General features: G+C 74.3%; 9 protein-coding genes. 8 read left to right on the top strand and 1 reads right to left on the bottom strand.

The genetic code is table 11. The annotated features are described in order from the left end of the window. Positions 1-349: 349 nt before the first annotated feature. The gene (gene gabT / locus OIM89_RS06205) at positions 350-1,681 is read right to left on the bottom strand and encodes a 4-aminobutyrate--2-oxoglutarate transaminase (protein WP_030698132.1); all 1,332 of its coding nucleotides are present in this window, start codon (positions 1,679-1,681) and stop codon (positions 350-352) included. A gap of 410 nt (positions 1,682-2,091) precedes the next feature. On the opposite strand from gabT, the gene OIM89_RS06200 reads away from it, so the two are divergent. The 8 genes from OIM89_RS06200 to OIM89_RS06165 all read left to right on the top strand — a co-directional run bounded on the left by OIM89_RS06200 (position 2,092) and on the right by OIM89_RS06165 (position 15,518). Further along, on the top strand, positions 2,092-4,356 hold the full coding sequence (locus OIM89_RS06200) for an ATP-binding protein (protein WP_413470879.1): 2,265 nt from the start codon (positions 2,092-2,094) through the stop codon (positions 4,354-4,356). Positions 4,357-4,473: 117 nt separating this feature from the next. Beyond that, on the top strand, positions 4,474-6,201 hold the full coding sequence (locus OIM89_RS06195; RefSeq protein WP_030698134.1) for a PucR family transcriptional regulator: 1,728 nt from the start codon (positions 4,474-4,476) through the stop codon (positions 6,199-6,201). 358 nt (positions 6,202-6,559) lie between these two features. Further along, on the top strand, positions 6,560-8,005 hold the full coding sequence (locus tag OIM89_RS06190; RefSeq protein WP_047470662.1) for an aldehyde dehydrogenase family protein: 1,446 nt from the start codon (positions 6,560-6,562) through the stop codon (positions 8,003-8,005). A gap of 144 nt (positions 8,006-8,149) precedes the next feature. Then, a complete protein-coding gene (locus OIM89_RS06185) occupies positions 8,150-9,460 on the top strand; it encodes an ROK family transcriptional regulator (RefSeq protein ID WP_047470664.1) in 1,311 nt (436 codons plus the stop codon). A gap of 835 nt (positions 9,461-10,295) precedes the next feature. After that, positions 10,296-11,555: a 1-deoxy-D-xylulose-5-phosphate reductoisomerase gene (gene dxr / locus OIM89_RS06180; RefSeq protein WP_226964486.1), complete on the top strand. Its 1,260-nt coding sequence runs from the start codon at positions 10,296-10,298 to the stop codon at positions 11,553-11,555. Next, positions 11,552-12,853, top strand: coding sequence for a M50 family metallopeptidase (locus tag OIM89_RS06175; RefSeq protein WP_030699988.1), 1,302 nt, complete (start codon positions 11,552-11,554; stop codon positions 12,851-12,853). Before dxr ends, OIM89_RS06175 begins: the two co-directional genes overlap by 4 nt. A 357-nt stretch (positions 12,854-13,210) precedes the next feature. Then, complete coding sequence (ispG, locus tag OIM89_RS06170) at positions 13,211-14,365, top strand: flavodoxin-dependent (E)-4-hydroxy-3-methylbut-2-enyl-diphosphate synthase (protein ID WP_003951175.1); 1,155 nt, start codon at positions 13,211-13,213, stop codon at positions 14,363-14,365. A 307-nt stretch (positions 14,366-14,672) separates the two neighbouring features. Next, the gene (locus tag OIM89_RS06165; RefSeq protein WP_030699989.1) at positions 14,673-15,518 is read left to right on the top strand and encodes a GNAT family N-acetyltransferase; all 846 of its coding nucleotides are present in this window, start codon (positions 14,673-14,675) and stop codon (positions 15,516-15,518) included. Positions 15,519-15,779 lie beyond the last annotated feature (261 nt).

Below are 15,779 nucleotides of genomic sequence, written 5' to 3'. Positions count from 1 at the left end.
GGCGGAGGAGGAAGAGGAGGAGTCGGCCGGCCCGGAACAGGGGGGGAGGTTCCGAGGCGGCCGACCAGACCGGTGGGCCGCGCGCCCCGGGGGGTGTGGGGCGGGCGGCGGTCCGATCCATGAGGAGTTCCGGAGCGCGAGACCCCGGTGTGCGCGAGCGCACGGCCGGAACGGTGCTGAACGCGCCCCGTCCCGAAATCGCCCGCAGAGCCCTGCGGGCGGGGTGTTTCTCTCATCTGCGCTCAACCTACGGCAGCGGCCCGGCGGCCGACAGGGTCAGAAGAAGGCCGACATCGCCCCCGCACACCTTCTTCACAGGCTCCGACGTGCGGGGGCGGCCGACTCGGCGTCAGAGGGCCGCGAACGCCGCTTCCAGGACCTCCAGGCCGTCGGTGAGCAGCTCCTCGCCGATCACCAGCGGGGGCAGGAACCGCACGACGTTGCCGTAGGTGCCGGTGGTGAGGACGAGGACGCCCTCCGCGTGGCAGGCCTTCGCGATCTGGGCGGTGGCCTCGGGGTTCGGCTCCTTCGTGCCGGACTTCACCAGCTCGACGGCGATCATCGCGCCGCGGCCCCGGACGTCGCCGATGATGTCGAACTTCTCCTGCATCGCGGTCAGCCGGGGCTTCATGACCTCCTCGATGCGCTTCGCCTTGGCGTTGAGGTCCAGCTCACGCATGGTCTCGATGGCGCCGAGCGCACCGGCGCAGGCCACCGGGTTGCCGCCGTAGGTGCCGCCCAGGCCGCCCGAGTGCGCCGCGTCCATGATCTCCGCGCGCCCCGTCACGGCGGACAGCGGGAGGCCGCCCGCGATGCCCTTGGCGGTGGTGATCAGGTCGGGGACGATCCCCTCGTCCTCGCAGGCGAACCACTGGCCGGTGCGGCAGAAACCCGACTGGATCTCGTCGGCGACGAAGACGATGCCGTTGTCCGAGGCGAACTGCCGGATGGCGGGCAGGAAGCCCTTGGCCGGCTCGATGAACCCGCCTTCGCCGAGGACCGGCTCGATGATGATCGCCGCGACGTTCTCCGCGCCGATCTGCTTGTTGATCTGCTCGATGGCCTGCGCGGAAGCCTCGGCGCCGGCGTTCTCGGCGCCGGTCGGCCAGCGGTAGCCGTAGGCGACCGGCACCCGGTACACCTCCGGGGCGAACGGCCCGAAGCCCTGCTTGTACGGCATGTTCTTCGAGGTCAGCGCCATCGTGAGGTTGGTGCGGCCGTGGTAACCGTGGTCGAAGACGACGACCGCCGTGCGCTTGGTGTAGGCACGGGCGATCTTCACCGCGTTCTCCACCGCCTCGGCGCCGGAGTTGAACAGCGCCGACTTCTTGGCGTGGTCCCCGGGCGTCAGCTCGGCGAGCTGCTCGGCCACCTCCACGTACCCCTCGTACGGGGTCACCATGAAACAGGTGTGGGTGAAGTCGGCGAGCTGCGCCGAGGCCCGGCGGACCACGGCCTCGGCCGAGGCGCCCACCGTGGTCACGGCGATGCCGGAGCCGAAGTCGATGAACCGGTTGCCGTCGACGTCCTCGACGATGCCACCGTCGGCGCGCGCTGCGAAGACGGGCATGACCGACCCCACGCCCGCAGCGACGGAGGCGGTACGCCGCGACTGGAGCTCCTGCGACTTCGGACCGGGGATGGCAGTGACGACGCGGCGCTCCTGCGGGAGGGTGCTCATAAGGGCTCCTGGAGGGTCGGGCGCTTCCGAAGTCAGCGCGGGGTCTGGATTCCGAAGCTTTCGATGGCTTTGTTCGCAGGCTAGGGGTGCGCACCGGGCGGGGGCATGCTCCGATCGGGAGAAGTGTGCGCGTGTCGTTGTCCGCCGAGGACAGTGGCGGGCGGCGACCCGACCGGGCGGGCCGGGCGGACGCCCCGGGCGGCCGGTGGAAGGGGGCGCTCCGCGTCGCCGCGCCGCGCGCCCCGACGCCCCGTCCCCTCTCCGCCGCGCAGCGCCCCGCACACGCCCCGTACGCCGTCCCGCGCCCCGCACGTTTCCGCAGGTCGCGCGCGCAGTACGGGGCGACGGGGCGGCGGGGCAGTAGATTGGCGCCCGGGACTGACGGACCGGCAGGCCAGGGGGCAGGACGGATGGACAACGACGGCAGGCACGAGACGCGCGGCACCCAGGGGCCCCCTCCCCCTGACGCCCCGGGACGCCCCCCCTCCGTACCGCCCCCGGCCGCGCCTCCGTCCCCGACGACTCCGCCGTGGCCGTCCGCCCCGCCACCCCCACGCGACGGAGGCGCCGCAGCGGGGCCCTCTCGCCGGTCCGCGCCACCGCCCCGTCCGCCCGCCGCCCCCGAAGCGGTGCCGCCGCGCCCCGTCGGAGCCCCGCCCGGCGCCGCGCCCCCCGACGGGGCCTCCTTCGTCGCCTGGCTGCGGACCGAGCGGCCCGCCGCGGGGCCGGGGATCTGGCGGTACGGGCACACGCCGCGGCCCGAGGTGGAACCCGAGCCGACCCCGGGACGCCAGCTGATCAGCGGGGCGCTGATCGCTCTTCTGGTGGGTTGGCTGATCTGGTCCCTCCTGCAGAACGGCTACCTCGGCAACTGGTGGCTTGTGCCGCTGAAGCTGTTCACGCCGGACTCCTGGCGGTCAGGAGGCCCCATGACGAGCGCGGTGGTGTACAACACGTACAACCTTCTCGTCATTGTCGGCATCCTCACCCTCGTCGCCCGCCTTGGCCGGTGGGCGGAGGTCTGGCGCCGCTACGGTCTCCCCGCGTGGCGCCGTGCCGTGCCGGTCACGCCCTCGGGGCCCCCGGCCCCCGAGGAGGACCCCGCCCAGTGGCCCCAGCTCCGTGCCGGCGGGGCCCCCGAGGCGGCGGAGCGTCTGGCCGCCGAGACCGGGGCCGGTGTCATGCGCGACGTCGACCATGCCCGCATCACCCGCGCGTGGCAGGCGGTCCGGGCGGGGCGGCGTTCCCCGGAGGAGTTCACCCGCGCCGTCCTGGCCGACGGGGCGGGAGCCTGTGCCCATCCGTCCGGGGCCCGGGACCTGCCCGGGCGCTCCGCCGAGCACGACCTCGTCACCGGCCAGGTCCGGGTGGGTGAGATCGGTGACACGCCGCGCAATCCGTACGCCTTCCGCGGCGTCGGGCTGGCCCTCGGGCCCGAGTTGCTCGGTACCTCTTTGCTGGCCGTCGGCCCCGTCGGGGCGGGCAAGTCGGTGCGCCTCGTCCGTCCCGTCGTCGAGAACCTGTGCCTGCTGGCGCTGGCCGGCCGTGCCGCCGTCGTCGTCGTCTCCGCCGCCGGTTCGCCGGGTGCGGGGTCGGCCGAGCAGTACGACGTGGTGGTCCGCCCCGGTCACCCCGACTCCGTCCACGACCTCGATCTGTACGGCGGCACCTCCGACCCCGACGAGGCGGCCGCCGTCCTCGCCGAGGCGCTCGTGGGCGATCTCGCCGACCCGCACACGGGCGGTGACACGCGGCGCTCGACCACGGTGCTGGCCCAGTTGATCGGCCCGTACGCCGCCGTGCACGGCCGCTTCCCGTCCGTTCCGGAGCTGCGGGAACTCCTCGACGGGGGGCCCGCGGCGCTGACCGCCCTCCGCAAGGACCTGGAGGATCTCGGCGAGACCGCCATGGTCCGCGAGCTGGATGCCCGGACGCGGCAGGCAGGCGGTCCGCACGACCCCGGGCCGGTGCTCGCCGACCGCATCGCCCTGCTGGACCGTCCCGCGTTCGCGGAGTTCTTCGACACCAGCGGCCGCACCCGGCCGTTCTCGCTGCGTGCCGTGGACCACCCTGTGCGGGTCCGCATCGACCTTCCCGAGCGCGGCCACGCCGACGCCTCGCGCATCCTGGCCCGCCTCGTCCTCGCCCAGTTCACCGAGAGCGTCGCGGCGCGCGAGGACCGCTCGCTCTTCGCCTGCCTGGTCCTGGACGACGCCACCGGCGCCGTGACGCCGCAGACGGTGCGCAGCCTGCAGCGGCTGCGCTCCGCCAACGCCGGCGCCGTGCTGACCCTGCGCACCCTGGAGGAGGTGCCGCGCACGCTGCGCGGCCCGCTGCTGGGCGCCGTCGGCTGCCGCGTCGCCCTCTCCGGGCTCACCCCCTGGGACGGCCAGGACTTCGCCGAGGTCTGGGGCAAGGAGTGGACGGAGGCCCGCGACGTCACCGACCGCCAGATCGTCGCCGACGAGCCTCTGACCAAGGCCGCCCATTTCGTCCGGCGCGTCATCACCGGCAAGGCGCCCACCGCTCAGTCCGTGACCGTGCGCCAGGTCGAACGCGAACGCTGGTCCGCCTCCGAGCTGGCCCACGCCGTCCCGCCCGGCCATGCCGTCCTGTCCCTGACGAACGTACGAGGGGAGTACGCCCCGCCGCTCCTGGTCGACCTGCGGAAGTGAGCCGTACGGGGGCGCGGGCCGCGTTCTACGGTGAGGCAGAATCGAGGGTGGCGCTTCATACGCCGCGTCCAAGATCGTCCCGGTCCCTCGTCGGCCCCGCCGTCACCTGAAGGACATATGCCTCCCACGCTCGCCTCCCTCGTTCACCACTCCGCGCTCAAACTCACGGTGCGCGCCGGTGAGGAACGCCTGGCCACCCCGGTGCGCTGGGCCCACGCGAGTGAGCTGGCCGACCCGGTGCCGTACATGGAGGGCGGCGAGCTGCTGCTCATCACCGCGCTCAAGCTGGACGCCGAGGATCCGGAGGCGATGCGGCGGTACGTACGGCGGCTCGGCCAGGCCGGCGTCGCGGGGCTCGGCTTCGCCGTGGGCGTCCACTACGCGACGATCCCGGAAGCCCTGGTGGACGCCGCCGCCGAGGAGGGGCTGCCGCTCCTGGAGGTGCCGCGTCGCACCCCGTTCCTGGCGATCAGCAAGGCGGTGTCGGCGGCGATCTCGGCCGAGCAGTACCAGGCGGTCACCGCCGGGTTCGCCGCGCAGCGCGACCTCACCAAGCAGGCCCTCAGCGGCGGCCCCGCAGGGCTGCTGGCAGCCCTCGCGGGGCAGGTCGACGGCTGGGCGGCGCTCTACGACGCCACCGGCGCCGTCGTCGCCTCGGCACCGGAGTGGGCCGCCCGGCGCGCCGCGCGGCTCACCCCCGAGGTCGAGCGGCTGCACGCGCGGACGCCGCCCGCGAGCCTCGTCGTCGGCGGCGAGGCCGACCGGGTCGAACTGCACACCCTGGGGGCGTCCCGGCGCCCCCGTGCCGCGCTGGCCGTCGGCACCGGGGCGCCGTTGGGCACGGCGGAGCGGTACGCGGTGCACTCCGCCATCGCCCTGCTGACCCTCACCACCGAGCGGTCGCGCTCCCTCCACGAGGCGGAACAGCGGGTCGGCGCCGCGGTCCTCCGCATGCTCCTCGCGGGCGAGCCGGAGCACGCGCGCACCGCGGCGGGCAGCCTCTACGGGGACCTCCTCGACGCCCCGTACCGGCTGATCATCGCCGAGGCGGCCTCCGCCACCGCCGCCCGCGCCCACGCGGACGGCCGCACCGCGCCGCACGGTGGGGCCACGTCTCCCAGCGCCGCCTCGCACACGGTGCCGAGCCCCGCCGACGCTCCGCGCCCCGTGACGGGGGAGCGCGCCGTCGCGGCGCCGGTGCGGCCGGGGGAGCCCCCGGCCGGTCCGCTCGCCGAGCTGGCCGAGCACGTGGAGGCCGCGGCCGCCCGGGCCGGGGAGGCGCTCCTCGTCGTCCCGGACGGCGAGCGGCTCGTCCTGCTGACCGCCGACGGGGGCGCCGCGGCACGCGCCTGCGTCGGTTACGCGGCCGCCCTGGACCAGGCCCGTACCACCGGGCAGGCCCCCGCGGGCCGCACCGACGAGCCGGTCATGGGGCTCTCCGCCCCGGCCGGCCCCATCGCGGCCGCCACCGCCTACCGCCAGGCCGAGCAGGCGCTCTCGGTGGCCCGGCGGCGTGGCCGTGCCCTGGTGGAGCACGAGGAGGTGGCCACCGGCTCCGTGGTGCAGCTGCTCTCCGACGACGCCGTCCGCGCCTTCGCCGACGGCCTGCTCAGGGCCTTGCGCGAACACGACGCGACGGGCCGCGGCGACCTCGTCGCCTCGCTGCGCGCCTGGCTCTCCCGCCACGGCCAGTGGGACGCCGCCGCGGCCGAGCTGGGCGTGCACCGGCACACGTTGCGATACCGCATGCGCCGGGTGGAGGAGATCCTCGGTCGCTCGCTGGACGACCCGGACGTCCGCATGGAGCTGTGGCTCGCCCTGAAAGCCACCAGCGGTACGGAGTGACGGGCCGCGCACCGTCCGGCCCCGTACGGTGCGGGAACGGCGCGGCGGCCCCGGACGGCGCGGCGCCCCGTGCGGGGCCCGTAGCCCCTCGCACCGCTCCGTCGCGGTGCACGGCGCTGCCCTCCCGCACGCCGCCCCGGAGCCCGACGCCCGGTGCCGCACTGCCAATCCGGAGTGGCGCCGCCCGCGACTCATCCGGCCCGGACAAACGACGCTGCGCACCGGCGCCCCTACGGTGGGCTCAGACACCGTTCCCGGTGTGCGGCGGCCACGCCGCGGGGCTGTGCGGCGTACCGCACCGGCCGGCCACCGGGACGGCCCTGGACCACCCACCGACTGCGGAAGGGCCGGAAATCTGATGACTTCCCCTCACGCCTTCTGGCTCGCCGGCCGCCAGGCCGCCGGCGACACCACCTTCGACGTGACCAACCCCTGGGACGGCCGGCTCGTCGGCACGGTCGCCGTGCCGACCGAGGAGCAGGTGGAGGAGGCGGTCGCCGCCGCCCACGCCGTCCGCGAGGAGTTCGCCGCCAGCCCGGCGCACGTCCGCGCCGCCGCGCTGGACCACGTCGCGCGCCGCCTCGTCGAGCGCACCGAGGAGATCGCGCAGCTGATCTCCGCCGAGAACGGCAAGCCCGTCAAGTGGGCGCGGGGCGAGGTCGGCCGGGCCGTCTCCGTCTTCCGGTTCGCCACCGAGGAGGCCCGCCGGTTCAACGGCGGCGACGCGCAGCGCCTCGACACGGACGCGGGCGGCACCGGGCGGCTCGCGCTGACCCGCCGCTTCCCCCGCGGCGCCGTGCTGGGCATCGCGCCGTTCAACTTCCCGCTGAACCTGAGCGCGCACAAGGTCGCCCCCGCCATCGCCGTGGGCGCCCCCATCATCCTCAAGCCCGCCCCGGCCACGCCGCTCTCCTCGCTGATCCTCGGCGAGCTGCTGGCCGAGACCGATCTGCCGGTCGGCTCCTGGTCGGTGCTGACCGTGCCCAACGACCGGATGCCCGCCCTCGTCCAGGACGAGCGGCTGCCGGTGATCTCGTTCACCGGCTCCGGCCCCGTGGGCTTCTCGATCCTGGAGTCGGTGCCGCGCAAGCACGTCACCCTCGAACTGGGCGGCAACGGCGCGGCGGTCGTCCTCGGCGACTACGCCTCCGACGCCGACCTCGACTGGGCCGCCTCCCGGATCGCCACCTTCGGCAACTACCAGGCCGGCCAGTCCTGCATCTCCGTGCAGCGCGTCATCGCCGACGCCTCGCTCTACGAGCGTCTGGTGCCGAAGATCGTCGCCGCGGTGGAGAGCCAGGTCACGGGCGACCCGTCCGATCCGGCCACCGACGTCGGCCCGCTGGTGAGCGAGGCCGCGGCGCAACGCCTCGAATCCTGGGTCGACGAGGCGGTCAAGGGCGGCGCGACGCTGCTCACCGGCGGTACGCGGGACGGGGCCACCTACGCCCCGACGGTCCTGGCCGACCTGCCGGAGGACGCCACGCTCTCCTGCGAGGAGGCGTTCGGCCCGGTGCTCTCGGTGCAGCGTGCCGAGAGCGAGGAGGCCGCCTTCGCCGCCGTCAACGACTCCAAGTACGGCCTCCAGGCCGGCGTCTTCACCCACGACCTCCAGGCCGCCTTCCGGGCCCACCGGGCCCTCGAGGTCGGCGGCGTCATCATCGGTGACGTGCCCTCCTACCGCGCCGACCAGATGCCGTACGGCGGAGTGAAGGAGTCCGGCGTCGGCCGGGAAGGCGTCGCGTACGCCATGGACGACTACACCTACGAGCGGGTCATGGTCCTCACCGGGCTGGACCTCTGACCGGACCGGTCACCCCCTCCGGGGCCGGGCGCGTGGTGCGCCCGGCCCCGGAGGTGTGCGGGGGTGCGGTACGTCGCGTCGCCCCGGAGCTCCGCGCAGGCGCTCTGCCCCGCCGGAGGCCGTCCCCGTAGGCTGCCGGACACCATGACCCAGAATCTGCCTCCGGCCGGCCGCACGGTGCCTCGCCGCCCCGTTCCGGGCGCCGCCGGCGCCGTCCGCGCCGAGAGCACGGGGCGACGGCCGGGCCGCACCGACGCCCCCGGCGTGCGCCGGCTCAACCTGAGCCGGGTGGCGCGGGCCGTCCACGACGAGGCGGAGATCACCCGTGCCGCGGTGGCCGAACGGCTCGGGCTGACCAGGGCGGCCGTCTCGTCCCTCGTGGAGCAGCTGATGGCCGCGGGGTTCGTCGCGGAGTCGGGCAAGACGTTCAGCGGCCAGGCGGGGCGGCCGGGCACCGCCCTGACCATGGCCCGGACCGGCCACGCCGGACTGGGCGTCAGCGTCGACGTGGACGCGCTCACCGTCTGCCTCGTCGACCTGGCCGGTACGGAACGGCTGCGCCTCACCGAGGCGGGGCGGCACGCCGGGGCGGACCCCCGCGCCGTGCTGCGCGACGCCGCGCTGCTCACGGGGCGCGCGCTGCGTACGGCGGCGCGGGAGGGACTGGCACCCGTCGGGGTCGACCTCGCCCTCCCCGGCCTCGTCGCCGAGGGCATCGTCCGCCAGGCGCCGAACCTCGGGTGGAACGCGGTGCCCGCCGCGGAACTGTTCGCCCAGGCACTGCGCGACGACGGGGCGCAGCTGCCCGTCGGCTCCGACAACGAGGCCAACTCCGCCGCCCTCGCCCAGCTCTGGGCGGGCGCCCCGGGCGGCGCCCGCACCTTCGTCTACCTCAGCGGCGACATCGGCGTCGGCGGCGCCGTGGTCCTGGACGGGGAACTGTTGCGCGGCGCGCACGGCTTCGCCGGCGAGATCGGCCATCTGGTCGTCGACCCCAACGGCCCCGACTGCCGCTGCGGCTCACGCGGCTGCCTGGAGCGGTACGCCGGCCAGGACGCCCTGCTCCACGCGGCCGGAGTGGACCCGCGCGACGGCATCGCGGTGCTGGCCCGCCGCGCCGCCGACGGCTCCGGGGCGCCGGAGGCCCGGCGCGCCCGCGACGCCGTCGAGCAGGCGGGCACCATGCTCGGAGTCGCCCTGTCCGGTGCGGTCAACCTCCTCGACCCCGAGACGGTCGTCCTCGGCGGCTTCTACCGCGAACTCGCCGACCGCCTCGCCCCCGCCGCCGAACGCGAGCTGCAACGCCGCGTCGTCTCCGGCCTCTGGGGCGCCGGCAGCGGCCGCCTCAGCGCCGCCTCACCCGCCGGCGACGCCGCCCGCGGCGCTGCGGGGCAGGTCCTGCGCCGCGTCCTCGCGGACCCCTTGGCGTACGGCGGGGCAGCCTCGGCCCCGTAGCGAGAAACCGCAGGTCGCTCGCGACGTACGGGGCGGCGACGGAGCGTACGTCGCGCGCACCGTCAGGCGCCGTTGCGGGGCGGGAACGGGACACTGCCTGGCGCGTCGTACGGGACGAGCTCGCACCGCCGGGCACGCCGCGTCGGGCCGTACGGGGAGAGCTCGGCCAGACCGTGCGGCCGGTGTCGCGGGCACACGTTCTGCGTAGGCCGGCCTCCCGCTGCCACGGCTCTGGCAGGCACCCAGGGCCGTTCCCTGACCCGGACTCACCTCTTCCGGGCCTCGTCGCGGACCCGCCCCGCGACAGCCCCGCAGAATGTGCCGTCGCCCCGTCGCCCCGTCGCCCCGTCGCCCCGTCGCCCCGTCGCCCCGTCGCCCCGTCGCCCCGTCGCCCCGTCGCCCCGTCGCCCCGTCGCCCCGTCGCCCCGTCGCCCCGTCGCCCCGTACGGAGAAACCGCAGGTCGCGCGCGACGTACGGGGCGCGCACGGCGCGGCTCCCGAGGCCCGCCCCGCACACGCGCCGCACACGCGCCGCACACGCGCCGCACCCTCGACCACACGCGGACGCCCAGCCACACACCCTCCGCCCGCACCCTCACTCCTCGCCCCGTCTCCACCTCCCCATGCCGGCCGCCCCGCCCCGGACTGCCCCGCCCAGATCCCCACCCACCCCTCACCCCCACCGAACCCGCCCCGCCACCCACCTCCCCGCCCCCAAGAAACCCCAGGTCGCCCGCCCCGCACCAAGCCCCACCCCACCCCCACCTCCCCCACCCCCACGCCGCACCGGGACCGCCCTGCACACCCATCGCGTGCGGGGCGCAAGAATGGGGGGATGACCGACAGTCCTGCCACCGCAGCGCGCCCCTCCCCGCTCGCCGATCCGCACCTCGTCTTCGACGACGCGGCCGGGCGGCGCGACATCGTGATCCTCGGCTCCACCGGTTCCATCGGTACGCAGGCGATCGACCTGGTGCTCCGTCATCCGGAGCGCTTCCGCGTGACCGCGCTCTCCGCGGCGGGCGGCCGGGTGGACCTGCTCGCCGACCAGGCGTACCAGCTGCGGCCCGCCACGGTGGCCGTGGCCCGCCAGGAGGCGGCCCCGCGACTGCGCGAGGCGCTGCGTGCCCGGTACGGCGCGTCGGAGCCGCTGCCCGAGGTTCTCGCGGGCCCCGACGCGGCCACCCAGCTGGCCCAGTCGCCCTGCCACACCGTGCTCAACGGCATCACGGGCTCCATCGGCCTCGCCCCGACGCTCGCCGCGCTGGAGGCGGGCCGCACCCTAGCCCTCGCCAACAAGGAGTCGCTGATCGTCGGCGGGCCCCTGGTGAAGGCGGTGGCCAAGCCGGGCCAGATCATCCCCGTCGACTCGGAGCACGCCGCCCTCTTCCAGGCGCTCGCCGCAGGCGTCCGCGCGGACGTGCGCCGCCTCGTCGTCACCGCCTCGGGCGGCCCCTTCCGCGGCCGTACCCGCGCAGAGCTGGAGCGGGTCACCCGCGAGGACGCCCTGGCGCACCCGACCTGGGCGATGGGCCCGGTCATCTCGGTCAACTCCGCGACCCTCGTCAACAAGGGGCTGGAGGTCATCGAGGCCCACCTGCTGTACGACATCCCGTTCGAGCAGATCGAGGTCGTCGTCCACCCGCAGTCGTACGTTCACTCGATGGTGGAGTTCAGCGACGGTTCGACGCTCGCGCAGGCCACGCCGCCCGACATGCGGGGTCCGATCGCCATCGGTCTCGGCTGGCCGGAGCGGGTGCCGGAGGCCGCGCCGGCCTTCGACTGGACCAAGGCGTCGTCCTGGGAGTTCTTCCCGCTCGACACCGAGGCGTTCCCGTCGGTCGGCCTCGCCCGTCACGTCGGGGGGCTCGGCGGGACCGCTCCCGCCGTCTTCAACGCCGCCAACGAGGAGTGCGTCGAGGCGTTCCTCGCGGACCGGCTGCCGTTCAACGCCATCATGGATACCGTCACCCAGGTGGTGACCGAGCACGGCGTTCCCGGAACGGGAACCTCCCTCACGGTCCCGGACGTCCTGGAAGCGGAGACCTGGGCACGCGCCCGGGCCCGGGAACTCGCAGCGGAGGTTCGCGCATGACGATCTTGTTGACGGTCCTCGGCATTCTCGTCTTCGCGTTCGGCCTGCTGTTCTCCATCGCGTGGCACGAGCTGGGGCACCTGTCGACGGCGAAGCTCTTCGGTATCCGGGTGCCGCAGTACATGGTCGGGTTCGGGCCGACGATCTTCTCCCGCCGCAAGGGGGAGACCGAGTACGGCATCAAGGCCATCCCGCTGGGCGGGTACATTCGGATGATCGGCATGTTCCCGCCCGGTGCCGACGGGCGGATCGAGGCCCGTTCGACCTCGCCGTTCCGCGGCATGATCGAGGACGCGCGGTCGGCCGCGTTCGAGGAGCTCCAGCCCGGCGACGAGAGCCGGCTCTTCTACACGCGCAAGCCGTGGAAGCGCGTGATCGTGATGTTCGCCGGGCCGTTCATGAACCTGATCCTGGCCGTGGCCATCTTCCTCGGTGTGTCGATGAGCTTCGGCTTCGCCACCCAGACCACCACGGTCGGCGGCGTCCAGCAGTGTGTCATCGCCCAGAGCGAGAAGCGTGACACCTGCCGCTCGGGCGACCCGGTCTCGCCCGCCAAGGCAGCCGGGCTCCAGGAGGGCGACAAGATCGTCGCCTTCAACGGCGCCCCCGTGGACGACTGGGCGACGCTCTCCGAGCGCATCCGCCAGACCATCGGCCCCGCCACCCTCACCGTCGAGCGCGACGGCGCGCGGACGCAGCTCGAGGCCAACCTGATCGAGAACCGCGTCGCCAAGAAGGACGCGGACGGTGAGGTGGTGAAGGACCAGTGGGTGCGCGCCGGCTACCTGGGCTTCGCCGCGCAGACCGAGATCCAGCCACTGGGCTTCGTCGACTCCGTCGGCCGGATGGGCGACATGCTGGAGAACGGCGTCGAGTCGATCATCGCCCTGCCCTCCAAGGTCCCGGCCCTCTGGGACGCCGCGTTCGACGGCGGGGAGCGCGCGGACGACTCCCCGGTCGGTGTCGTCGGCGCCGCCCGTATCGGCGGCGAGGTGATGAACCTCGACGTACCGGCGCAGAACCAGATCGCGATGATGCTGTTCCTGCTGGCCGGTTTCAACCTGTCGCTCTTCCTGTTCAACATGCTGCCCCTGCTCCCGCTGGACGGCGGTCACATCGCCGGAGCCCTCTGGGAATCGGTACGCCGCAGAGGCGCCCGCCTGCTGCGCCGTCCGGACCCGGGCCCCTTCGACGTGGCGAAACTGATGCCCGTCGCCTACGTGGTCGCGGGCCTGTTCATCTGCTTCACCCTGCTCGTCCTCGTGGCCGACCTGGTGAATCCGGTCCGCATCTCCTGACCGGCGGCCCCTCGTTCCCCCGGCCGGACCTGCGCCTCGCGTACGGGCTACGGCCGGGGGTCCGTCGTTGGCGGGAGCCCGCCGCGGCCGCCCCGTGCCCTGCTCCGGACGGGTCGTTCACCGCGACTTCCCGAATCTGTGGCCGAACTGTCGAACGGCCGACCGGGTGGCCCGGCCGGGCCTGGTCACCCCCTCCGTACCCTGCGGTGACAGGGGCAACGGGAGCCCCGGACGCCGCGCCGCGCCGGGGCCACGCGCGGGGACGGATGTGCCGGGGGCCGGGCCCGTGCCGTAATCTCGGTCGTCGGAGCCCGCCGATCTCGGGACCACGATCCACATCTTGGGGTTGCACTGCAGATGACTGCGATTTCACTGGGAATGCCGTCCGTTCCGACCCTGCTCGCCGAGCGCAGGAAGAGTCGGCAGATCCAGGTCGGGTCGGTGGCGGTCGGTGGGGACGCGCCGGTTTCGGTCCAGTCCATGACGACCACCCGTACCTCCGACATCGGGGCGACGCTCCAGCAGATCGCCGAGCTGACCGCCTCCGGATGCCAGATCGTCCGCGTCGCCTGCCCGACCCAGGACGACGCCGACGCGCTCGCCGTCATCGCGAAGAAGTCGCAGATCCCGGTGATCGCCGACATCCACTTCCAGCCGAAGTACGTCTTCGCTGCGATCGACGCCGGCTGTGCCGCGGTCCGGGTCAACCCGGGCAACATCAAGCAGTTCGACGACAAGGTCCGCGAGATCGCCAAGGCGGCCAACGAGACCCGTACGCCCATCCGGATCGGCGTCAACGCGGGCTCCCTCGACAAGCGCCTGCTCCAGAAGTACGGCAAGGCCACGCCCGAGGCGCTGGTCGAGTCGGCCCTGTGGGAGGCGTCGCTCTTCGAGGAGCACGGCTTCCACGACATCAAGATCTCGGTCAAGCACAACGACCCCGTCGTCATGGTCAACGCCTACCGGCAGCTCGCCGCCGCCAGCGACTACCCGCTCCACCTCGGCGTCACCGAGGCCGGTCCGGCGTTCCAGGGCACCATCAAGTCGGCGGTCGCCTTCGGCGCGCTGCTCAGCGAGGGCATCGGCGACACCATCCGGGTCTCGCTCTCGGCGCCCCCGGCCGAGGAGGTCAAGGTCGGCCTCCAGATTCTGGAGTCGCTCAACCTCAAGCCCCGCCGCCTGGAGATCGTCTCCTGCCCGTCCTGCGGACGCGCCCAGGTCGACGTCTACAAGCTCGCCGAGGAGGTCACCGCCGGCCTCGAGGGCATGGAGGTGCCGCTGCGCGTCGCCGTCATGGGCTGCGTCGTCAACGGTCCCGGTGAGGCGCGCGAGGCCGACCTCGGCGTCGCCTCCGGCAACGGCAAGGGCCAGATCTTCGTCAAGGGCGAGGTCATCAAGACCGTGCCGGAGTCGAAGATCGTGGAGACCCTGATCGACGAGGCGATGAAGATCGCCGAGCAGATGGAGAAGGACGGCATCGCCTCGGGTGAGCCGTCGGTGTCCGTCAGCTGATCCCGAGCCACCTGGCCCGGGGCGTGCTCCTCGGCACGCCTGCCTGAGAAGCCCCCGGCGGGCCGCCGCACGGTTCCGCCCAGCGCCCCGCGCGGCGCTCCGTCGCCCGCCCCGTACGGGGCGGGCGACCTGCGGTTATGCCGTCCCACGCCGCGCGCTCCGTACCGCCCCGTGGCGGCGTCGCCCCGTCCCCGCGTGCCCCGTGCGGCGCCGCCCGTGCGGTCCCGGACCGGGGCGCGCGGCGCGCGCGGGCACCGCCGGGTACAGTGCGAAGAATCAGTACCCCCGCATGATGAGGTCCCTTCCCGTGCTGACGCAGACCACCACCAGGGTCCTCGAACCGAGTGACCTGGACGCCGCGCTCGCGATACTCGACCGCGAGCCCGTCGCCAATGCCTTCGTCAGTGCCCGCGTGCAGATCGCCGGCCTCGACCCGTGGCGCCTGGGCGGTGAGATGTGGGGCTGGTACGAGGACGGCATGCTCCGCTCGCTCTGCTACGCCGGAGCCAACCTCGTCCCCATCTCGGCCACCCCCGCCGCCGTACGGGGCTTCGCCGACCGGGCCCGCCGCTCCGGGCGGCGCTGCTCCTCCATCGTCGGCCCCGCCGGCCCCACCGCCCAGCTGTGGCGCCTGCTGGAACCCAGCTGGGGCCCCGCCCGCGAGGTCCGCGCCCACCAGCCACTCATGGTGGCCGACCGCATGCCCGAGGGCATCGAACCCGACCCGTACGTCCGTCGCGTCCGCAAGAACGAGATGGAGACGATCATGCCGGCGTGCGTCGCCATGTTCACCGAGGAGGTCGGCGTTTCGCCGCTCGCGGGGGACGGCGGGCTGCTCTACCAGGCACGCGTCGCCGAGCTGGTCGGGTCGGGCCGGGCCTTCGCCCGCATCGAGAACGGCAAGGTCGTCTTCAAGGCCGAGATCGGCGCGGCCACGCCGCAGGTCTGCCAGATCCAGGGCGTCTGGGTCGCCCCGGAGTACCGGGGACGCGGTCTCTCCGTCTCCGGCATGGCCGCCGTGCTGCGCTACGCCCTGGCCGACGTCGCCCCCGTCGCCAGTCTCTACGTCAACGACTTCAACAAGCCGGCCCGCGCCTCGTACCTGCGCGTCGGTTTCGAAGAGGTCGGCGAGTTCATGAGCGTTCTCTTCTGAATCGTTCCGCCAGATTCGGGGCGCGCCCCGAACGGCCTGTGCGCCGCGCCCCGTACGGGGCACGGTACGGAGGGGAAAACGCCTGGTCGTGCGCCCCGTAGGCGCTCCGTGGGGTGCCGTTGCGGGAGGGCTTCCCGCGCCGGGGATGCGGAGACGGGGCGGCGCCGCGCAGCGTTCCGCCTGCCCGACGGGGCGCGCCCAGCCCGCCCCGTCGGGCAGCACCTGACGCCCCGTACGGAACGGCCGGCACGGAGCGCCACG

The sequence above is a fragment of the Streptomyces sp. BI87 genome, from assembly GCF_025957665.1.
Lineage (GTDB): Bacteria > Actinomycetota > Actinomycetes > Streptomycetales > Streptomycetaceae > Streptomyces > Streptomyces albidoflavus.
This window is presented reverse-complemented; position numbering and strand designations above follow the sequence as displayed.